This is a genomic window from Streptomyces sp. NPDC038707, assembly GCF_040636485.1.
In the GTDB taxonomy this organism is placed as follows: Bacteria; Actinomycetota; Actinomycetes; order Streptomycetales; family Streptomycetaceae; genus Streptomyces.
The window spans coordinates 154,827-175,071 of record NZ_JBEZUP010000015.1 but is presented as its reverse complement, the minus strand read 5'-3'; the positions used below and the strand labels follow the sequence as shown (position 1 = coordinate 175,071).

Below are 20,245 nucleotides of genomic sequence, written 5' to 3'. Positions count from 1 at the left end.
TCATCAAGGAGTCACCGTTGTCGACCACCGAGATGGGCCCGGCGTTCTTCCTCGCCGTGGCCGTCATCCTCATCGCGTGCCGCCTCGTCAGCCGGCTGCTGCGCCCGCTGGGCCAGCCACCCGTCGTCGGCGAGATGGTCGCCGGCGTGGCCCTCGGTCCCTCCGTGCTCGGCCTCCTCTCACCCGGCCTGGAGGAGGCCGTGTTCCCGGACGAGATCCGTCCCGTGCTGTACGTGGCGGGGCAGGTCGGTCTCGTCGTCTTCATGTTCCTGTCCGGCTACGAGTTCCGCACCGACCGGCTGCGGTCGGTGGGCCGTACGGCGGTGCCCGTCTCGGCGGCGGGCATCGTCGTGCCGCTCCTCCTGGGCACCGGACTGGCCTGGGCGGCACACGACGCGGTGGACCTCTACCCGGACGGGGTCTCGCCCTCGGTGGGCGCACTGTTCGTCGGTGTCACCGTGGCGATCACCGCTTTCCCGATGATGGCCCGGATCATCACCGAGCGGGGCCTGACGAAGACCCGCTTCGGTGCGGTCTCCCTGGCCGCCGGCGCGCTGGACGACGCCGTGGCGTGGGTCCTGCTGGCGGGGGTGCTCAGCATGGCGGGCAGCGGTGCGGGGACCTTCCTGCGCGCGATCGTCGGCACGGCCGGGCTCGCCGTGTTCCTCGGGATCTTCCTCCGCGTGCGGCCCAGCGCTCTGGAGCGGGCCCGGCGCCTGTCCGGGGAGCAGGTGCTGCTGGTCACCGTCCTGCTGCTGTTCCTCGCCGCGTGGTACACCGACCGCATCGGGCTGTACGCCGTGTTCGGGGCCTTCAGCCTCGGTGTCGCCTTCCCCCGTGACCCGGTGGTGACCCGCGCGGTGGAGGCCGTCGCGCCGGTGAGCCGCATCGTGTTCCTGCCCCTGTTCTTCGCCTACTCCGGCCTCAACACGGACTTCACCCTGCTGTCCGACGGCAAGCTGTTGTTGTTCACGGTGGTCTGTGTCGCGGTGGCGATCGTCAGCAAGTTCGGTGCCTGCTGGGCCGCGGCGCGCCTGCTGGGTGAGCCGCAGGCCGTCGCCGTCCGCGTCGGCACGCTGATGAACGCACGAGGGCTGATGCAGCTCATCGCCATCAACGTGGGCCTGTCCGCGGGCATCGCGTCCCCCGCCCTCTTCGGCGTCCTGGTGGTCGTGGCCCTGGTGACCACCGTGATGACGGCCCCGCTGCTGGCCCTGCTGGACCACCGAGACCGGAGCGGACGGCCCGAGGAGGCACCCTTGCCCGGGGTGACACCTGCTCCGCGAGAACCATGACCGCCGTCACGCGGCCGTGACGGCGGTGTGCGTGCCGCTTTCGGGTTCTTCGGGTCACAGGCCCAGATCGAGGGCCAGGCACGCGTAGTACTTCCAGGCGCCTTCCGGGGCGTAGGAGGCGCGCACCCCGCCGTTCGGTCCGGCCTCCACCCCCTCGGTCATCTCCTCGAAGCGGATGCGTCCGGGCAGCCTGCCGTAACGCGCGTGCCGGGCCGCCGCGGCGGCCGCGTCACCGTCGCGTTCCTCGTTCATGGCCATGGTCCACTTCCTCGATCGGTGGAGGGTGTCCCCCTGTCACCGGGGACGGTTCCAGCCTGAGCCACCCGTTCGTCACCTGTCAAGTCGGTGACGCATCTTCCTCTTTCCGGCGGCCGGGAGAAATGTGCACACCCGTGTGCCACGTCCCGCCGGTGTGGCCGGATCGGCTCTGCTCGACACATGCTTCAATGTGCAATGATCTCCGGCGGTCATATGTCGAACCCATCGTGCCGCCGCAGCCGCAGCGGCACGCCGACGAGAGGGTGGGTCACATGTTCATCCCCAGGAAGAAGATCCGTGGCGCGGCCGCTGCCGCCGCCATGGCCGCGGCCCTGATCGGCCTCGGTGCCGGGGCGGCCGGGGCGGCCGGATGGCCTCCCCTTCAGGAGGGCGCTCATCTGTATGCGGGCAGCAACGGGACCGGCCCGGTGACGACGGTCGACCTCGACGACCTCGGCACATGTCACACCCTGTCAGGAGCGTCCCTTTCGGTCCAAGTCGTCTCCGGCTCCAGCTCCCTGGTGGTCTACTCCGGGACCGGCTGCACCGGTGCCGCGTGGGCCAGCGGCTCGCTTGCGCAGTCCGACCTGCCGTGGGCGGCGCTCAGCTACCGGGTGGTGCCTGCGTAACCGCGCCGGCAGCCTGATTCACCGGCGCGCATGACCGGCTGGGCGCCACTCCGCCCTTGCGCGACCTGGGCCATCCTCCGCGCGCTGCTGGGACACACCGGGCCGAGACACGTGGTCAGACGGTGATGGTCTGGTACTCGGTGTAGGCGCCGATGCCCACCACGCCGTACTCGCGGCCGATACCGCTGGCCTTGAAGCCGCCGAACGGGCCGTCGAAGGCGACGGAGGCACCGTTGACAGTGACGGTGCCGGTGCGCACACGGCGGGCCACGGCCAGGGCGCGCTCCTCGTCGGCGGACCACACGCCGCCGGAGAGGCCGTACTCGGAGTCGTTGGCGATGCGCACCGCGTCGTCCTCGTCGTCGTAGGCGATGACGACCAGGACCGGGCCGAAGATCTCCTCCCGCGCGATCCGCATGGAGTTCTCGACGTCCGCGAAGACGGTGGGCGTGACGTAGTTGCCCTTCTCGAGGCCCTCCGGGATCTGCGGGCCGCCGGTGACCAGGCGGGCACCTTCCTCGATGCCGAGCCTGATGTAGTCGCGCACACGCTCCTGCTGGTCCGGGCGGATCATCGGGCCGATGAAGGTCTCGGGGTCGCCGGGGTCACCGACCTTCAGCGATTCCACCAGCTCCTTCACCGCGGTCACGATCTCTTCGTACCGGCTGCGGGGAGCCAGGATGCGGGTCTGCGCGATGCACGACTCGCCGTTGTTGAGCAGGGAGCCGGTCTTCAGGCCCGCGACCGCCTTCCCGAGGTCGGCGTCCGGCAGGATGATGACCGCGGACTTGCCGCCCAGCTCCAGACTCACCCGCTTCAGCCGCTCTCCCGCGATCGAGGCGATGCGGCGGCCCGCAGACGTCGAACCGGTGAAGGCGATCTTGTCGATGTCCTTGTGGGACACGAGGTACTCGCTGGTCTCCCGGTCCGCGGGCAGCACGCTGAGCACCCCCTCGGGCAGGCCCACCCGCTCCACCAGCCCGGCCAGGAAGCCCATGCTCGGCGAGTTCTCCGGGGACACCTTCAGGATCACGGAGTTCCCGGCGACCAGAGCCGGGATGATCTTTGAGGTGGCCGACGAGAAGGGTGAGTTCCACGGGATGACCGCGGCCACGACGCCGACCGCCTCCCGGCGCACCACGCTGCGCACTGGGGAGGCCGGGTCGGAGGGGGCCGGCGTCTCTTCCCACGCGAAGTCCTCCGCCGCCTTCAGGTAGGCGTTGGCCTGGCGGGTCAGACCGGCCTGCCCGGCACGGGTGAACCAGGCCGCCGAGCCGTTCTCCCGCGAGATCAACTCCGCGATCTCCTGCGCGTTCTCCTCACGCAGTGCGTTGAACCGGCGCAGCACAGCGATCCGCTCGGCCGGCGGGGTCAGCCGCCACGCACCCCCGTCGAAGGACTTCCGGGCGGCGGTGACCGCGCGGTCGATGTCCGCCGGCCGCGCCTGGGCGGCGCGGGCGATCACCGACTGGTCGTGCGGCGAGACGATGTCGAGCAATCGCGGGTCGCTCGGCCCGACCCAGCGACCTCCGATGTACAGCCGGTCGTAGGTGATCATGCGTTTTCCCTCTTCCGTCTGGCGCGCGTTCAGGGATGGCCGGGACGCGCCACTCAAATGTCACTTGACTGTAGCATTTAATTTCTCAACAGACTCATCAATGTGGAGAAATGCGATTGCCACCCCGCACCGCCGACTCACACTTCAGCCAGGCAGAGGTGCGCGTCATGCGCAGCGCGGCCGACGGCTAGGACACACGTGTCCGAACAGGATGTGCGTCACCTATTTGACCAGTGACGCATCATGTGCAAGGGTCATCATGCCGCAAAGCCGCAGCGATCCCGCGCCGCCGAGGTTCTCCCGGCACGGAAGGCTCACCGGACACGCACGACGGAGGATTTCGGATGATCAACAGGCGTACTTTCAACAAGGCCGTCAGCCTGGGCACCGGCGCGGCCGCCATGGCACTGACCGGCCTGCAGAGCCAGGCGTCCGCCACGGCCGCCGCGCGGCGGCCGGGAGGCGGGACGGCTCCCACCGTGCCCACCATCGCCCCCGGCACCCACACCGCTTTCCCCACGCTGAAGCACGTCAAGGCGGGCGTCCTGGACGTCGGTTACGCCGAACTCGGGCCCCATGACGGCCCGGTCGTGATCTGCCTGCACGGCTGGCCCTACGACATCCACAGCTACGCCGACGTCGCCCCGCTCCTCGCCGGCCTGGGGTACCGCGTCATCGTTCCCTACCTGCGCGGCCACGGGACCACGCGCTTCCTGTCCAGCCGCACGCCCCGCACCGCCGAGCAGTCCGCGATCGCCCTCGACATCATCGCCCTGATGGACGCGCTGGAGATCCGCAGAGCGGTTCTGGCCGGCTTCGACTGGGGCTCACGCACCGCCGACATCATCGCCGCCCTGTGGCCCGACCGCGTCAAGGCGCTGGTCTCCACCAGCGGTTACGTCATCACCGACCGCACGGCACAGCTGGAGCCGGCCGGTCCCGCCGTCGAGCACAACTGGTGGTACCAGTGGTACTTCGCCACCGAGCGCGGCAAGAGGGCGATGGAGAATCCCGACGAGCGTCTCGCCCTGTGCCGCTATGTGTGGACCCTCGTCTCCCCCGACTGGAACTTCGACGACGCCACGTACCAGCGCACCGCCCAGGCCTTCCTCAACCCGGACTACGCCGCCATCGTCCTCTTCAACTACCGCTGGCGCATCGGCCTCGTCGACGGCGAGCCCCGCTACGACCGTTACGAGCAGCGACTTTCAACCCAGCCCTCCATCGGCGTCCCCACCATCACACTGGATCCGGCCCTGGACCCCTTCACTCCGCCCGGGGACGGCTCCGCCTACCGCGGCCACTTCACCGGCCCCTACGAGCACCGCACCATCGCGCGCGTCGGCCACAATCTGCCGCAGGAGGCGCCCACCGTCTTCGCCCAGGCGGTCGTCGACGCCGACCGCCTCTGAGACACCGCGCGCCTCCGGGTCACCGGCGGCCTCGGAGCCACCGGTCGCCTTCGTACCACCGCGTCCCGCACCGGCGCGATGATCCGCGTCCCACGCCGGTCTGTTCCAGGAGGAGTTCCCTATGAGCGAAGTACGGTGGAACCGTCTGGCCGCCGCACGGCTGCGGGCTCTCGCGGCCCGGGTCTCGGTGGTGCCGCTGCCGACCGGGCAGCACGGGCCGTATCTGCCCACCGGCGCGGCCGACTCCCTGGCCGCGGAGGGGGCCGAAGGGCGGCGTGCCGCTCCCGGAGCAGACCCCGGTGGTGGCGCCGTCCGTCCCGACGGGGCTGTCGGAGCACCGCATGGCCTTCGGCGGGGCCATCACGCTCGCCCTGCCCCGCCCTGCACACGCGCCGCTTGCCAGGCCCATGGATCGAATGGAGAGGGAGACGGATGCTGCCTCGACGCTCACGGCGGGACTCACGCTCGGCGCGTTCGCCGACGGCTCCAGCCGGAACGGCGTCATCGCCGGCCTGCCCGCCGCCGGCTGCCCCGTCTCCGTCGCCCAGCGCTTCATGACCACGCGCGTCCACGCCCACACCATCGAGGTGGCCGCGTCGCCTCCGTCACCGTCTCCCACCCCCCTCGCTCGTCGCGGACGTCATCGAGCCAGCCGCCCGCGCCACCGCGCGTTGGCCATCCCCGCTCCTCCAGCCCGGGCCGGAACGGGTTCCCGCAGCCCGGTGCAGCCCCCGAGCGCGGTACTGGCGCGCCAATGCGCGTCGGGGCGGAATGCCACAGACGGCCGGCAACAGTATTCGTTCCCGGCGTCGTCGTGTCCGGCCGACTGACATGTGACGGTGAATGACATGAACTCCCATGCTCACCTCGGTGCCTTCCTCAAAGCCCGCCGGGCGCAGTTGACGCCGCGGGAGTGCGACCTGCCCGACGCCGGATCCGGCCGTAGAGTCGCAGGGCTGCGCCGTGAGGAGGTCGCCCGGCTCGCCGCGATCAGCGTGGACTACTACACCCGCCTCGAACAGGGCCGTGTCCGCGCGTCCGCCCCCGTCCTGGCCACCCTCACCCGCGCCCTCCGTCTCGACGAGGACCAGCAGAGTTACCTGTACGCACTCGCCGGCCGGAGCGACGACCGCCCGCGCCGCCCGCCGTCCGCCCAGCGTCTACGGCCCGCCATGCGCCGTCTGCTCGACCAACTCGCCCACACCCCAGCCCTGGTGCTCGGGAGGCGCCTGGACGTCCTGGCCTGGAACCAGGCCGCCGTCGCGCTCTACACGGACTTCTCAGCCGTCCCGCCCGACCGCCGCAACTATGTGTACCTGCTGTTCTCCGACCCGGCCGTCCGCGGTATGCACCGGCACTGGGAACACGACGCCCGCGACGCCCTCGCCGCCCTGCGCAAGGAAGCCGCGGCCGACCCGGACGATCCCCGCCTGGCCCGGCTCGTCGGCGAACTGAGCGCCCAAGACCCCGACTTCGGCACGTGGTGGGCGGAACACCGCGTCGTCACGGCCGCCTACGGCACCAAGCAGTACCGCCATCCCCTCGTCGGCGACCTCGTCCTCGACTGCGACACCTGGGCCAGCCCCGACGGCTCGGGACAGCGTCTGATGGTCCTGACCGCCGAGCCGGGCAGCCCCTCCCACGACGCCCTGCGTGTCCTCGGCTCCTGGGACCGCGCAGCAGCCCGCCCGGAAGACGGCGCCGGGGAGGACCCCCCAGTGGCCCGGTCATCTCTCCGGCACGGAACGCGGGCACCGACCAGGTGACGGCCACGGCCCTGTGTGCCGGACCGCACGGTTTCGTGGTCGTCGGCGCACGGCACGTCGACTGGAACGCCCGCTGCTCCTGGGCCGGCGGGCACCGGAGTCCGCGGAGGCGACGAGGGGGGCCACCGTGACGCGAACGGCCGGGGCGCTGCTCCCGGCGTCCTCTAGACTGCGGTGATCGCATGGGGGTGCACGGATCTGAGTGCGGGAACAGCCAGGCCGCGCAGGGTACCGGGCCTCCGTACGTCGGCCGTTGGAGGCAACCCGATGACTGACCTGGCCCCGGCCCTCCGCCCGGCCTCGACCCGGCTGGTCGGACGCGACGCGGACCTGTCGTTCATCCAGTCCTTCTTCGGCAACCCCAAGGTCCATGGTGCGGCGCTGCTGCTGTCGGGCGAGGCCGGGGTGGGCAAGAGCGCAGTTCTCGACGCGGTGGCGACGGGCGCCGCGCACAACGGCGTCCGGGTGCTGCGCGCGGCCGGTGTGCAGTTCGAGGCGGACATCAGCTACGCGGGTCTCAACCAGCTGCTCGTGCCGCTCTTCGACGAACTCGACGTCCTGGACAAGCCCCACCGCGACGCCCTGCGGGTCGCCGTCGGCATCGGCGGCGGGCCGGCTCCCGACCGCCTGCTGACCTCCACCGCGGTCCTCCTGCTGCTGCGGCAGACAGCCGCCGAGACGCCGCTGCTGCTCGTCGTGGACGACCTGCCGTGGCTGGACCGGGCGACCAACGCCGTGCTCGGTTTCGTGGCGCGACGGCTCGTCGGCAGCCGTATCGGTTTCCTCGCGGCCTCCCGTACGGGCTCCGACAGCTTCTTCGAGACGAGTGGCCTGACCGAGCACCGGCTGGCACCGCTGGATGACGCGGCGTCGGCCGAGCTGCTCGCCCTGGCCCACCCCGATGTCTCCCCCGCGGTCAGGCGCCGTATCGCCGCGGAGGCACGCGGCAACCCGCTGGCACTGGTGGAGCTGCCCGTGGCGCTCTCCGCAGAGCAGCGCGCGACCCTCGCGGCGGTACCCACCGTGCTGCCCCTCACCGAGCGCCTGCAGGCCATGTTCGCCTCGCGCGTGGCCGGGTTGCCCGAGCCCAGCCGGGAGCTGCTGCTGATCGCCGCCCTCGACGGCACCGGTGAGCTGGCCACGATCGAGGCGGCCTCGGCCGGCCGGGCCGCCATCGACGATCTGGCCCCCGCCGAACGCAGCCGGCTGGTGACGGTCTCGGCGGACAACCGGCGGCTGTCCTTCCGGCACCCGCTGATCGGCTCCGCGGTGGTCGAGCTGGCCACCGCCTCCGAACGCAGAAGGACCCACCAGGCGCTCGCCGATGTGCTCGGCGACCGGTTGGAGCGGCGGGCCTGGCATCTGGGAGAGGCGGCCCTGGGTCCGGACGCGACGGTCGCGGCCCTGTTGGAGGAGACGGCGCGGCGCCGGCTGCGCCGCGGGGACGCGCTCGGGGCGGTGACGGCGCTGACCCGGGCCGCCGGGCTCAGCCCCACCGCGGCGGACGAGAGCCGACGGCTGGCCGAGGCGGCGTACGTGGGGGTGGACTCCAGCGGTGAACTGGAGGACGCCTCGCGTCTGCTGGCGGGGGCCCACCTGGCCCATCCCGGTACCGGGCGGCAGTCGCTGCACGCGGCGGCCGCGTCCGCGTTCCTGCTGATCAACCGGGACGGCGACATCGACACCGCCTACCGGCTGCTGGTCGGAGCGATCGAGGCCGGTGACCACGGCTACGACGCCTGCGACGAGGCCCTCGTCGAGGCCCTGCACCTGATGGTGCTGCTGTGCTGGTACTGCGGTGAGCCCGCACGGTGGCAGCCGCTGCTGACGTTCGTGGACCGGCTCACGCCCGAACCGCCGGAGCTGCTGTGGGTCATCGTGCGCACCTTCGCCGACCCGGCGCGTACAGGTGCCTCCGCGCTGCCGCGGCTGGGAGAGCTGATCGCCACCGTCGGGGACGACCCCACCCGGGTGATCCGCGTCGGCACCGCCTCGGTCTTCGCCGACCGGCTCGGGGACTTCCGGTTCGCCACCCGCCGACTGGTGGAGCAGGGCCGCGCCGGCACTTCGCCGGTGCGCCGGCACCTGGGCGCGCTGATGCACCTGGGCCTCGACTACTTCCACCTGGGTCGCTGGGACGATGCCGCTGAGCTGGCCGCTGAGGGGCTCGCCCTGTGCACGGACCACGACTACCGGTTCTTCGCGTGGTACTTCCAGTACGTGCGGGCGGCCGTGGCCGCTGCGCGGGGCGAGGCGGAGACCGCCGCCGCGCTGACCGAGGAGATCGTCCGGTGGGCCACGCCCCGCGGGGTCCTCGGCGCGCGGTTCTTCGCCTGCCACGCCAGGGCGCTGTCCGCTCTCGGCAACGGTGACTTCGAGACCGCCTACCGGCACGCCTGCGCGCTCAGTCCGCCCGGGACCGTGGCTCCCTACGTGCCGATCGCCATGTGGGGCACGATGGACCTGGTCGAGGCGGCTCTGCGGACCGGACGGGAGCAGGAGGCGGCCGCCCACGCGGCGGCGATGCGCGCGTCCGCGATGGCCGAGCTGTCGCCGCGTCTGGAACTGCTGGTCGCGGCCTGTGAGGCGCTGACGACTCCCGGCGAGGAGTCCGTCGCCCTGTTCGAGCGGGCACTGGCCCTGCCGGGGCCGGAGCGCTGGCCCTTCGACGCCGCACGGGTCCGCCTCTTCCACGGCGAACGGCTGCGGCGGCTGCGTGCCACCACGGAGGCCAGGGAGCAGCTGACCCTCGCCATGGAGGCCTTCCAGCGGCTGGGCGCCAAGCCCTGGGTGACGCGCGCGGCGGCCGAACTGCGGGCGAGCGGCCAGTCCCCGCCGGCCTCCGCACGGCCGGGTCCCGTGCCGCTGACCGCCCAGGAACTCCAGATCGCGACGCTCGCGGCGACGGGGCTGACCAACAAGCAGATCGCGGAGCGGCTGTTCCTGTCCCATCGGACCATCGGCACTCACCTCTACCAGATCTATCCCAAACTGGGCATCAGTTCCCGTGGCGCGCTGCGGGACGCGCTCTCCGGACTGGACCTCGAACGGGAGGAGTGACGAGGGGTGGAAAAGCACTGACGACACGGGCGTTCGCTCAGTCATTCGACGTATGCCGGGGCCGTGGGTCCCGGGCACAGTGGATGCCGGAGCGGCTCTGGAGCCTTCTCCCGCGATGGCCGTCCCTGGAGCCACCGACGGTGACGTGAAAGGAAGACCGGATGCCCGACGCCTCGGACGGCCATCCGGACATCCACTGGCCGTCGGGTTTCTCGCCCGAGCAGGCCCACAGTTTCTGCCAGGCCCAGGCCGTTGTGCACGCGCCGCCCATCACGGCCTTCGCCCTGCTGGCCGATGTGCCGAGGTGGCCGGAGTGGGTCCCGGGCATCACCGAGGCGCGGGCCGGTCCGCTCGCCAGGACGTACGAGGTGCTGTTCCACGGGCGGCGGTTCGAGGTCTTCGCGGGGGAGCGGGTGGCGCCCCGCCGGCTCGGCTGGTCGGGGGTGGGCGCGGGGATGCAGGTGTACCAGGCCTGGCTGCTCACCGCCGTCGCGGAGGGCACTCACGCGGTGGTCGCGAACGTGGTCCGCGGTCCGGCCGCGAAGTCCCCCGCCGCGTGGTCCCCCGTGTGGGAACGGCACCTGAACACCCTCTGGATGGCGCAGCTCAAACGGCTCTCCGAGAGCGCACCGGACGGGGGTGGCGGGTAGTGACCAAGAAGGCCACCACTCAGTTACATGTCACTTCAATGTAGCGATTAGTAGATGGTGAGTCACAGGCATGATGCGATAGCTCCATCAGATTCCACAGCCCACGGTTACACTCGCGCTGTGAGAGCCGACGCCGCACGCAACCTGGAAGCCGTCCTGACCACCGGCGCGCGCATGCTCGCCGCCGACCCGGGCACGAGCATCGCGAGCATCGCCGCCGAGGCCGGCGTGGACCGGCGCACCGTCTACCGCCGCTTCGCCTCCCGCGAGGACCTCCTCGCCGCCATCTACGAAGCCCGGCTCACGGCCATCGAGAAGGCCATCGAGGACGCCCGGCTGCGGGAGGCACCCGTGGCCGTGGCCCTGCACCGCTACGTCGAGAACATCATCGCCGTCAACCGCGCCTGGCCCGTGGATCTCGCCCGTATGCTCGCCGACCAGAACGTGCGCGCACGCCGCGACGCGGCCGTCCGCGAGGTGGACGCCTTCCTCCAACGGGCCACCGACGAGGGGCTCCTGCGCCCCGGCCTCCCGGCGGGATGGGCGAGCGCGCTCCTGCCGGACCTCATGCACCTGGTGTCCCGGCAGCGGCCCGAACTGAGCCCCGGTCAGGCGGCGGACATCGTCGTCGACACGCTGCTGCACGGCCTCGGCGCCCCCTGACCGGACGACAGGTCCTCACGGTCCGGACGTTGTCGCCGGCCTTCCGTGCGGGCACAGAGACACGCTGCTCGACTGCTCGCGTCGCCCGGCCGGCGCGACCCCGCCGACGAACTGGTCACCCTGCCTCCGGAACGGTCTCGCACAGCACCTCATCACCGCTCCGAGCGTGTCGGCGAAGACGTGGTGGAAGGGCCCTTGGAGGGGCGCGCCGAGGCGGACAGCGGTCCGCCCGGCGGACTCCGGCCGGGGGGGAGAACCGACACGGCAGGTCGTGTGCGACGGTCAAGTTACTTATGTACGGCGATCCCACGCGGACGAGGGTGGACCCAGCCAGCTTCCGCAGCAGGGAAGGATCCACCCGTCATGAGCGGCAACCAGTCAGGCGTACCGGACCGCCGAACAGCACCGTACGGTCGTCGGCGGCTGGCCTTGGACATCGAGCGCGTACTGGACGTCTCGGCCCGGCAGGCGATCAGGGCCGAGTTCCGGTACGACCCGGCACTGCCCCTGGCCGTCTCGCTGGAGCTCGTCGCCGAGGGCGGCCCGCGGGTCCTGTGGCGGATCGGGCGGGACCTCCTGCGGCAGGGGCTGTACACGATGAGCGGCCTCGGTGACGTCCAGATGTGGCCGTCGAGCCAGGAGGAAGCGGCCACGGCACGGCTTCAACTGGCCTCCGGCGACATGGCAGCGCTGTTCGAACTGCCCATACCTCCGCTGGCGGCATGGCTGGAGCACACCTACTCACTCGTTCCCGCGGGCCAGGAGCTCGCCGGGGCCGACTGGGACGTGACCACCGAAGACCTGCTGCACGGCCCGGCGTCCTCGTGACCACGGCGGGGATCCGCGCATGGAGGTCAGGCGGCCGGTGGCCGGGCGAAACAGATGCGAGTCACCTGCTTGACTGGTGACTCGGCGATTGCCATGATGGCGTCACCACTTCAAACGGTGACGCACGAACTGTCCCGGAAGGAGAGGTGGACGAAGACCTATTCCAACCAGGGGGAGCCCCAGCCATGGCAGTCAGCCGTACCGGGACCAACCCCGAGCAACTCCTGGCCGCCGGATGGGCCGCCAGTTTCCTCGGCGCTCGGCCCCAGGCCGCCACGACCCGCGGGACACGGCTGACCAGTACCGGCATCACCGTGGTCCTCAGCCGGACCTCGACAGCGTCGACCAGGACACGCGCGACAGCACCCCCGTCATTCTCAACGCCACGGCTGCCGCCTGCCCCCTGACGGCGGGTCCCGTGCTACTTCCCCCGGCACGGGGCCCGCTCCCTCTCGTCCCGCACACCCGCACCGTCCACCGAAGAGCGAGGGCAGGACATGACCTCCATGACACACTCATTCGCCCGGAAGACCGGACATCCCCGTTCCGCCCCCGCACCATCGGCATTACCCTCTGAAGGGGTTACTGAGAACGTCGGTCGCGCGCCGGCTGCGCATGTCCGGGAGACTCCCGTCCGTGACAGGGCGGAGGGCACCCACGACCGGGCCACTGCCGGCTCCGGCGAGCGGCGAGCCGGGACTGCGCGTGCCTTTCAGACACCTGCATGCCCGGACATCGCACAGGTGTGGAGCTGGTCGGCGAGTGTGACACTCTCGGGATTCGGGCCGACGGCCTGGGACTTCCTGTGATGTCGGGCCCGGGGAGCGTCGCCCTCGCGCCGCACCCGCGACAGGCCTGGCCCTCGCGCTCCCGCCCGCGGCGTGACATGCACCGCAGCCGCCGATGCCCCGGAGGCAGGGTGTTGCCGAGTCAGCGGTGGCGTCTCGGTACCGATCTCACGATCCACGACGGCTACCGGATCGTCCACGTGAAGCCGCCCGGCTTCGAGGGCTCCGTCATTCTTCGGCGAAGGCCTCACCGAGCGCGCGCCCGGCCACTGATGCCTGGTGCCGGCACGGCCCGCTCCGCCCGGACCGGCGTCGGGACACCGCCGCCCGCGCATGCTCCTGGACGACACGTGTCAAGGCGGTGAGAGGATCCCACCGGCGGGACCGACGGACGAGTGTCAGTCGGTGTCACCCGTCGCGCCCTGGCCCGGCCGTACCAGCGTGTACATGACGGAACGCTGCCGCTTGTGACGCCGGATGCGGCCCTTGGCGACAAGGGACTCAAGGGTGTTCCGCACGACCTGAGGCGTCGGGTTGCGGTCGGGGTGCTTCTCCAGGAGCTCGTCCCGCAATTCCTTTGCCCGGCGCGGCTCCTCGTACTGGCCGAGCAGCTCCGCGAGCAGGTCACCGAGCAGAGGCTGACGCGACTTCCCCTTCGCGCCGGCCTTCCCCGCCCCGCCCGTCCGAGCGGTCCTCGCCGGTGTCGTGCGCCGCGAGGCGGCCCGGGGCGCGGGTTTCGCCTTGGCGACGACGGGCTCGTCCCGCATCTGCTCGGGCAGACGGGAGGGGTCCGCGAACCCTTCGTACCGCTGCGCGAGGCTCAGGATGTCCTCCAGGAGGGCCTCCTCCTGTTGCAACACCTTGATCCGCTCTGTCAGCTCCTGCTGCAGGCGGCGGTTCTCCTCCAGGTCCGATGCGGCCTGTACCACGTACCGCGACCGGAGCGTGTCGGCTGACTCCCTGGTCACAACCGTTCACTCCCTCGATATGGACGACGTTGCGCATGGTACCCACGCCGGGGCTCCCGCCGCAGACAAGTGTCGACGCCGGACGGCTCGCCGGTCACGGACCGGCACACGTTGTCCTGCCGGAACAACCGACCGCCTCCCACGAAACACATGTGTTCACTGCAAGTGCCCCGTCCCGTACCCGACCTCCCGTACCCGACCTCCGACTCTCCTCACCTACACAGAACCAGGATGGTTCACATCGCCATGGCTGCCTCCGTCACCGCTCTGTCCCGATCCGACCTGCTCGGTGCCATCATGAGGGAGCACCGCGAGGGTCTCGTCTCGTACGCCGAGAAGATGCTGGGTGACCGCGGACTGGCCGAGGACATCGCGCAGGAGACCGTCATCCGCGCCTGGCGGAGCATCGACCGCCTGCTCGGGATGGAGGGATCCGTGCGGGGCTGGCTCTTCACCGTGACCCGGCACCTGGTCATCGACTGGGTGCGCAAGCCCCACGCCCGCAGGGAGTTCGTCGGGGACACCCACAACGATCCGGTGCCGGGGACCGACGGCACCGGGGCGGTGCACGACCGTCTCGTGCTCCGACCGCTCCTGCGCAAGCTGTCGGCCGAACACCGCGCCGTGCTGGTGCACATCTACCTGTGCGACCGCACCGTCCAGGAGACCGCCGGCATCCTCGGAGTCCCGGTCGGCACCGTCAAGAGCCGTCAGCACAACGCCCTGCGCAAGCTGCGTGCCGACGTGCGGCCCGAGGCGGCCCGAACCGTCCGGTGAGCGAGCGAACTCCTGCAGCGGGAACCGCTCGGCGAGAGTCCGCTCCGCGGGGTCCGGGCGTCCCCCGAGGCGCTGCGGGCGGACATCCGGGAACGGCGGCGGGCAGCAGGAGACACGCGCGGCCCCCCTCGTGCGGGCCGCGGACGGATACCGTCTCCTCGGGTGAACCCGGGACCCCGCCTCAACCGTGTACTGACTGACCCAGTGACACGGAAGGCCCTCCTCGTTCCGGCGGGACGCCGTGTCACACCTCTGACCGGAAGGACGGCCATGCTCGTTCGTTCCCTCGCGGCTCTCGCCTGCGGCGCTTTCGCGACCTTGGCTCTCGGCGTCTCCCCCGCCTCGGCGGCACCGACCGCGAGCTGCGACGGTGCCCTCGTGCTCTGGGACAACATCAACTACAACGGCACCCACATCTGCTTCGGCTCCTGGGAATCGGAGAGCGACCTCGGCAAGGTCTCGGCGCTTCCCAGCGGAAGCATGCAGGACAAGACCTCGTCGGTGCAGAATTTCACCGACTCGGCCTTCTGCCTGTACGTCGACAACAACTACTCGGGCGACAGGTTCACGGTGAACGCACACACCTCGATCGTCGACATGAGGGTCCCGAACCCCTACTGGAACGACAAGATCAGCTCAGTGCGGCCCGGCGCCTGCTGACGGCCTCTCCCGAGTGACCGTGGCTGTGGCCCGCCGGCTCCGCGGACCACAGCCACACATAGCGTGTGATTCGTCCTGTGCCCAGAACGACTTGCCGGCCCAGGTCCAAGGCGGGCAGCGGGCACGCCGAGGGGGGCGAAAGCCGCCGGCACCGCGTGCAACGGCCGCTCCTCTCGGGGCCATTTCGCTTCGGCGGGGTCCTTCCGACCGTTCTAACAGGTGGTCACGAGCGGCTTGCTCGCGTCGACGACGTAGGTGGAGAGCATCATCGTCGTGACCGTGCCGACGTTGCGGGCGTTGTGGATCGCACCGTCGGGGATGAAGAACGGATCACCCGTCCGCAGCCGGAGGGGCGGCCGGTCGTCGAACTCCATCAGGACGTCGCCCCGGACGATGTAGCCCACCTCGATCCCCGGGTGGCTGTGCCGGCCCGACTCCTGGTGCCGGGGGATCCGTACGAGCGTCTGCACGGCTTCCCAGCCGTCGGCGGGCGAGGGATGCTCCTGGAGCAGGGTGCGGGTGACCCCCGCGGTCGGATCGGAGGCCACGGGAGGGCGGGCCGTCCTGGACGCGGCGGCGGGGGCCGGCAGCGCCGCGGCGCCGAGGACTCCGGCCGCAGCGGAGCCGCTCGCACGGAGCAGATGACGTCGGTCGAACATCGTGTGTGTCCTCACTCGTGTGGGGCGGGCGGGTACCGCCCGCTAGGGGGTGTCGATCTCGTACATGGCGGCACCGTCCAGGTACCGAACGGTGTTCAGGTCGCGTCGCAGTACCGCCTCCACGGGATGCCGCAGACTCAGGACGACGGGATACGCGAGGTCCCACGTGGTGGCCGCGATCTCCTCGCCCGGCCGGACCAGCAGCGTCAGCTCCCGCACGCTCTCCAGCCTCCTTACCTCGTCGAGGGCGCGGTAGCGCACCAGACGACCGGACGCGGGCGAGACCAGGGCCGCCCAGGCGGCCGCGGTCCTGCGCCGGTACGGGGTGCCGGCCCGCGCGAGGAATCTGCGCGGCCTGACGTAGGCGTCGACGGCCCACTCCAACTGGCCCTCGCCGATGGCGTCCGCGACGTGGTACGGCAACCCGGACGGACGGGCGCCGGCCTCCACCAGCCGGGGACCGTCCGGCGTCTGCTTGATCTCCAGGTGGGCGGGGCCGTGGCGGATGCCGAGGGCGTCCAGCACCCGGAAGGCGTAGGGCACCAGTTCGTCGATGCACGGGTCGTCGCCGCGGAGCAGGATCTGGGCGACGACCAGGTCGCGGACGCCGTTGGCCGTGACGCGGTCCGTGCTCCAGACATCGGTGACGGTGTGCACGCCCTCGCAGCTCACCGTGTTGACGATGTACTCCGCGCCGATGAGGTACTCCTGGGCGACCGCCTCGGTGATCCGTTCGCCGAGCGCCGTTGTCCCGTTCCGGAGAGCCGCGAGCGCGGCGGCCGACTCGTCGGGCGAGTCGCAGAACCGCACGCCGTGGCCCAAGGCTCCGCGCAGCGGCTTCACCACGGCGGTCCGGCCCAGGTCCGCGTGCCAGGCACGCAGCTCCGCGGCGTCGCCGGTGCGCAACTGCCGCATCGCGGACACGCCCTGAGCCCGGACGCGCTCGATCTGGAGGTACTTGTCACGCCGTGCCGCGCTGAGCGCCGTGCCGTTGGACGGCAGCCCCAGCCGCTCCGACAGGGCGTCGGCCAGTTCCACCCCCGACTCCCGGCCCGGCAGCACGGCGAGCGGCCGCAGCCTCGACAGCCTGCCGGTCAGGTCGTCGAGGTCCCCCTCGTCGAAAAGCGTGTGACTGAACCTCACCGGGTCCACGGGAGCGACTCCTGGCAGGAGGTCCGGCGTGCTGCGGACATGGATGACGGCGCCGCCGGCCGCGGCGAAGGCGTCCACATAGCGGTGCGACGTGCCGAAGGCATCCACGACGGCCACCTGGAAGTCGGGCATACGGTGTTCCTTTCGCGGGGCGATGCGTGGCGATGCGTGAGTGATCCGCGGGGCGGGGCGTGGCGATCCGCGGGCAGTGCGTGGCGCCTCGCGGCTCCGTCCGTGACGCTGCACGGCCGGTCCGCTACCCGGCGCGGTCAGTCCGTGACGGGGCCGAGGGTTTCGGTGAGGCGGCGGCGTGCGCTCAGCAGCCGGTGCACAGCGTTCGTCAGGACGTTGTGCACGCTGAAGCCGGATGTGCCCCGCTCGCTGCCCCGGCCGTCACCCGGCCCGGCACCGTCGAGGAAGTCCCGTTCGCCGTCCTGGGCGAGGATGCTCTGCCGGGTGGGCCGCGCGGACGGTTCGAACGCCTCCGGTATGGCCTTCCTGGTGACGCCCAGGTGCACCATGCGGAAGTCGACGAACCTGTCGATCACGCCGAGCAGGGCGACGGCGGCGCGGCGGTCGAGCTCGAGACGGCCGTCGAGCACCGCCTGTACGACGTTGCCGCCGGCGCGGGACCGCTCCCGCCACTCGGAGACGACGGGCCGCGACCAGGCCGGGAAGTAGGCCAGGGACTGTTCGAGGTACCGCTCGTACAACGCGGTCGGCGCCAGCAGCGCCAGCTCCAGCAACTGCACGCTCGGCATGAACGCGCCGCTCGCGCCGCGGGCGCCGCCCGGATGGCCCATGTGATAGCGGCGGAACGCCTGGAACGCCTCCCTGGGCAGCCTGCCGTACTGCGCCATGTACCGCCGGAAGTCGTCGAGGCCGCGGAGCGCCTCCTCCAGCGCGGCGGCCGGGTCCACGGCGTCCGGCTCCCGCACCAGTGAGCCCAGGCGGTCGAAGGCGCCGCGCGCGGCCGGTTCCGCCAGATGGTGCCCGAGGTAGAAGTCGCGTTCCAGGCGCCCCAGGTCGCCGTCGGAGAAGACCCGGATGTGCCCGGTGGTCTCCCACTCGGCGCAGTTGACGTCGATGAGGAGCTCGTAGCTCATGTGGGGATCGAGCGAAGGGTACCGGTCGCACTGCGCCGCCAGGGCTGCCAACAGCGGACGGGGGAAGGCTGTCGGGCCCGCCGGAAGGTATCCGTTGAGCATGAACAGCAGGTCGAGCTGGACCAGGCGCGCCGAGGACAGGTCGGTGGCGAGCGGTCCGTCCTCCGCGCCGGCCGCGCGCAGCACGCGGCACTGCTCCGTCGCGAGCTGTGCATACGTGCCCCGGCCCTGGGCGACGGCGGCCAGTTCGGCCGGCAGCCGGTTCAGCACATAGGGCCCGAGCGGGGAACGCGACAGGGGGCCCGCGTCCCGCGCGGGGCCGCGTCGCGAACGCTCCGGCGTTCCGGGGCGGGCCGGATGCTCCTGCGGGGAGAACAGGTCTTCCTTCTTCACCTTCGCCTCCATGGTGCGGGCACGTCTCGTGGAAGGAACGGGACCGCGGGTGCGAAAGGTTCACCGCACACCGAGAAACACGTGTGAAGTTCGTGCCGCCAACATGTACACCTCACACTGCCGCGCCGCCGTGCACCTCGACCGTCACCTCCGTCTCCGAACTCAGGCTGGTGGCGGCTCCGTGCGGTGCGCGGTGCGTACTGACCACACGTCACCCGCGTCGGTCACGTCCAGGGTGACCAGGCGCACGCGATCGCCGTACGTCTCGGCGTCGACAAGAGTCCACTGGCCTCTTGTCGAGTCGCGGAGTGCCGGTATGCGGGCGCCGCATCTGGCCGTGAAGGGGGGAAGGTTCTTTCCCCGGAAGAGACCTGTCTCTCCCGCCCGTGCGGGGGCTGACGGACCGTGGATGTGTGCCCGGCAAGCAGCCCGCCCCGGAGGGGCGCACCGCCCGGCACTGTCACGGCCTCCCCCGTCAACCTCTTCTCAGGAGTGCGCCCCATGGTCAGGACCACCGTCGGCTACGACAGCGCCGGCATCCGCGTCGCCGCCCACCTCTACACCCCCGACACCCCGGCGTCGGGCCCGCGCCCGGCGCTGGTCGTCGGCCACCCCGGTACGGGCGTGAAGGAACAGACGTCCGGCACGTACGCGCGGCTGCTGGCCGAACGCGGCTTCGTCACCCTGGCCTTCGACGCCGCCCACCAGGGTGAGTCCGGCGGTCTGCCGCGCGGACTGGAGGACCCGGCGCAGCGCGTGGAGGACTTCAAGGCCGCGGTGTCCTGCCTGACCACCCGTGAGGAGGTCGACGGGGAGCGGATCGGTCTGCTCGGCATCTGTGCCTCCGGTGGCTACGCGCTGGCCGCGACCGGCGGCGACCACCGGGTCGGGGCCGTGGCGACCGTGTGCACCGCCGACCCCTCCCGCCAGTTCCGCCTCGGCGCCGGGGGCGACCAGGACCCGGCCGTCTTCCAGGCCCTGCTGGACGCCGCCGCCCGGGCCCGGACCGCCGCCGCCCGCGGCGAGGACCCCGGCGTGATGACGATGTTCCCGGAGACGGCGGAGCAGGCGCGCGCACTCGGCGGTGAGCACGGCGTCGAGGGTTTCGAGTACTACTGCACCTCGCGCGGCGGGCACGAGAGGTCCGCCAAGTTCCTGGCCTGGGAGAGCATCGACAGGCTGGCCTTCTACGACGCCTTCTTCGCGGTCCCGCTGATCGGCCCCCGCCCGATGCTCCAGATCGTCGGCGAGCGCGCCGTCACCGCCTGGATGGCCGTCGAGGCGCACCAACGGGCCATCGGGCCGAAGGAGTTGTACCGGATTCCGGGCGCCAGTCACGTCGACCTGTACGACAGGAGGGAGTACATCGACCCCGCCGTCGAGAAGCTCACCGACTTCTTCACCACCGCCCTGGGCACCGCCGCCCTGGGCACCGCGGCGTGACCGGCGGCGGGGGCGGCTCCCCCTCCCAGCCGCGCTGGAGATACGGCGCGGTGGCGAGCCCCGCGGTGCCCGTGAACGCTCGCGGACGTGTGATCGGCGAACCCCGGCCGGGCCGAACGCGGCAACACCACCTGCTACGCTGTCGATGACCTGGACCGTGTGATCGAGGAGTCGCAGACG

General features: G+C 71.4%; 17 protein-coding genes. 11 read left to right on the top strand and 6 right to left on the bottom strand.

Annotated features, from left to right (window positions below; genetic code table 11):
- Positions 1–17 precede the first annotated feature (17 nt).
- Complete coding sequence (locus AB0E62_RS22130) at positions 18–1,295, top strand: cation:proton antiporter (RefSeq protein ID WP_362196224.1); 1,278 nt, start codon at positions 18–20, stop codon at positions 1,293–1,295.
- Positions 1,296–1,349: 54 nt separating this feature from the next.
- Here AB0E62_RS22130 and AB0E62_RS22125 read toward each other — a convergent pair whose 3' ends face one another.
- Entirely contained in the window at positions 1,350–1,547 is a 198-nt protein-coding gene (locus tag AB0E62_RS22125) for a hypothetical protein (protein ID WP_362196302.1), read from the bottom strand.
- A gap of 278 nt (positions 1,548–1,825) precedes the next feature.
- Here AB0E62_RS22125 and AB0E62_RS22120 point away from each other — a divergent pair, with 278 nt between their 5' ends.
- Positions 1,826–2,182: a hypothetical protein gene (locus AB0E62_RS22120; protein WP_362196221.1), complete on the top strand. Its 357-nt coding sequence runs from the start codon at positions 1,826–1,828 to the stop codon at positions 2,180–2,182.
- 115 nt (positions 2,183–2,297) lie between these two features.
- On the opposite strand, the gene AB0E62_RS22115 is transcribed toward AB0E62_RS22120, so the two are convergent.
- Complete coding sequence (locus AB0E62_RS22115) at positions 2,298–3,740, bottom strand: aldehyde dehydrogenase (protein WP_362196218.1); 1,443 nt, start codon at positions 3,738–3,740, stop codon at positions 2,298–2,300.
- 344 nt (positions 3,741–4,084) lie between these two features.
- Between AB0E62_RS22115 and AB0E62_RS22110 the strand changes: the two genes are divergently transcribed.
- The 6 genes from AB0E62_RS22110 (at position 4,085) to AB0E62_RS22085 (ending at position 12,119) form a co-directional block, all read left to right on the top strand.
- On the top strand, positions 4,085–5,152 hold the full coding sequence (locus AB0E62_RS22110) for an alpha/beta hydrolase (protein ID WP_362196215.1): 1,068 nt from the start codon (positions 4,085–4,087) through the stop codon (positions 5,150–5,152).
- Between the two features lie 848 nt (positions 5,153–6,000).
- Positions 6,001–6,918 (top strand): helix-turn-helix domain-containing protein, encoded by a 918-nt coding sequence (locus AB0E62_RS22105; RefSeq protein ID WP_362196212.1) that lies wholly within the window; start codon positions 6,001–6,003, stop codon positions 6,916–6,918.
- Between the two features lie 267 nt (positions 6,919–7,185).
- Positions 7,186–9,978, top strand: a complete 2,793-nt coding sequence (locus tag AB0E62_RS22100; protein WP_362196209.1) for an AAA family ATPase — start codon at positions 7,186–7,188, stop codon at positions 9,976–9,978.
- 161 nt (positions 9,979–10,139) lie between these two features.
- Positions 10,140–10,628: an SRPBCC family protein gene (locus AB0E62_RS22095; protein WP_362196206.1), complete on the top strand. Its 489-nt coding sequence runs from the start codon at positions 10,140–10,142 to the stop codon at positions 10,626–10,628.
- A 174-nt stretch (positions 10,629–10,802) separates the two neighbouring features.
- Entirely contained in the window at positions 10,803–11,291 is a 489-nt protein-coding gene (locus AB0E62_RS22090) for a helix-turn-helix domain-containing protein (RefSeq protein ID WP_362196299.1), read from the top strand.
- A gap of 363 nt (positions 11,292–11,654) precedes the next feature.
- On the top strand, positions 11,655–12,119 hold the full coding sequence (locus tag AB0E62_RS22085; protein WP_362196203.1) for an SsgA family sporulation/cell division regulator: 465 nt from the start codon (positions 11,655–11,657) through the stop codon (positions 12,117–12,119).
- A gap of 1,186 nt (positions 12,120–13,305) precedes the next feature.
- Here the strand turns inward: AB0E62_RS22085 and AB0E62_RS22080 are convergent.
- Positions 13,306–13,875, bottom strand: coding sequence for a hypothetical protein (locus AB0E62_RS22080; protein ID WP_362196200.1), 570 nt, complete (start codon positions 13,873–13,875; stop codon positions 13,306–13,308).
- 246 nt (positions 13,876–14,121) lie between these two features.
- On the opposite strand from AB0E62_RS22080, the gene AB0E62_RS22075 reads away from it, so the two are divergent.
- On the top strand, positions 14,122–14,652 hold the full coding sequence (locus tag AB0E62_RS22075; RefSeq protein WP_362196197.1) for a sigma-70 family RNA polymerase sigma factor: 531 nt from the start codon (positions 14,122–14,124) through the stop codon (positions 14,650–14,652).
- A 270-nt stretch (positions 14,653–14,922) separates the two neighbouring features.
- Positions 14,923–15,312 (top strand): peptidase inhibitor family I36 protein, encoded by a 390-nt coding sequence (locus AB0E62_RS22070; protein ID WP_362196194.1) that lies wholly within the window; start codon positions 14,923–14,925, stop codon positions 15,310–15,312.
- Between the two features lie 212 nt (positions 15,313–15,524).
- Here AB0E62_RS22070 and AB0E62_RS22065 read toward each other — a convergent pair whose 3' ends face one another.
- The 3 genes from AB0E62_RS22065 to AB0E62_RS22055 all read right to left on the bottom strand — a co-directional run bounded on the left by AB0E62_RS22065 (position 15,525) and on the right by AB0E62_RS22055 (position 18,622).
- Positions 15,525–15,971 carry a cupin domain-containing protein gene (locus AB0E62_RS22065; RefSeq protein ID WP_362196191.1) on the bottom strand — a complete coding sequence of 149 codons (447 nt, stop codon included), beginning with the start codon at positions 15,969–15,971 and terminating at the stop codon, positions 15,525–15,527.
- Positions 15,972–16,013: 42 nt separating this feature from the next.
- Positions 16,014–17,255 (bottom strand): ATP-grasp domain-containing protein, encoded by a 1,242-nt coding sequence (locus AB0E62_RS22060; RefSeq protein ID WP_362196188.1) that lies wholly within the window; start codon positions 17,253–17,255, stop codon positions 16,014–16,016.
- Between the two features lie 137 nt (positions 17,256–17,392).
- Positions 17,393–18,622 carry a hypothetical protein gene (locus tag AB0E62_RS22055; protein ID WP_362196185.1) on the bottom strand — a complete coding sequence of 410 codons (1,230 nt, stop codon included), beginning with the start codon at positions 18,620–18,622 and terminating at the stop codon, positions 17,393–17,395.
- 501 nt (positions 18,623–19,123) lie between these two features.
- Between AB0E62_RS22055 and AB0E62_RS22050 the strand changes: the two genes are divergently transcribed.
- Positions 19,124–20,065 carry an alpha/beta hydrolase gene (locus tag AB0E62_RS22050; RefSeq protein ID WP_362196182.1) on the top strand — a complete coding sequence of 314 codons (942 nt, stop codon included), beginning with the start codon at positions 19,124–19,126 and terminating at the stop codon, positions 20,063–20,065.
- The last annotated feature ends 180 nt before the right edge of the window (positions 20,066–20,245 follow it).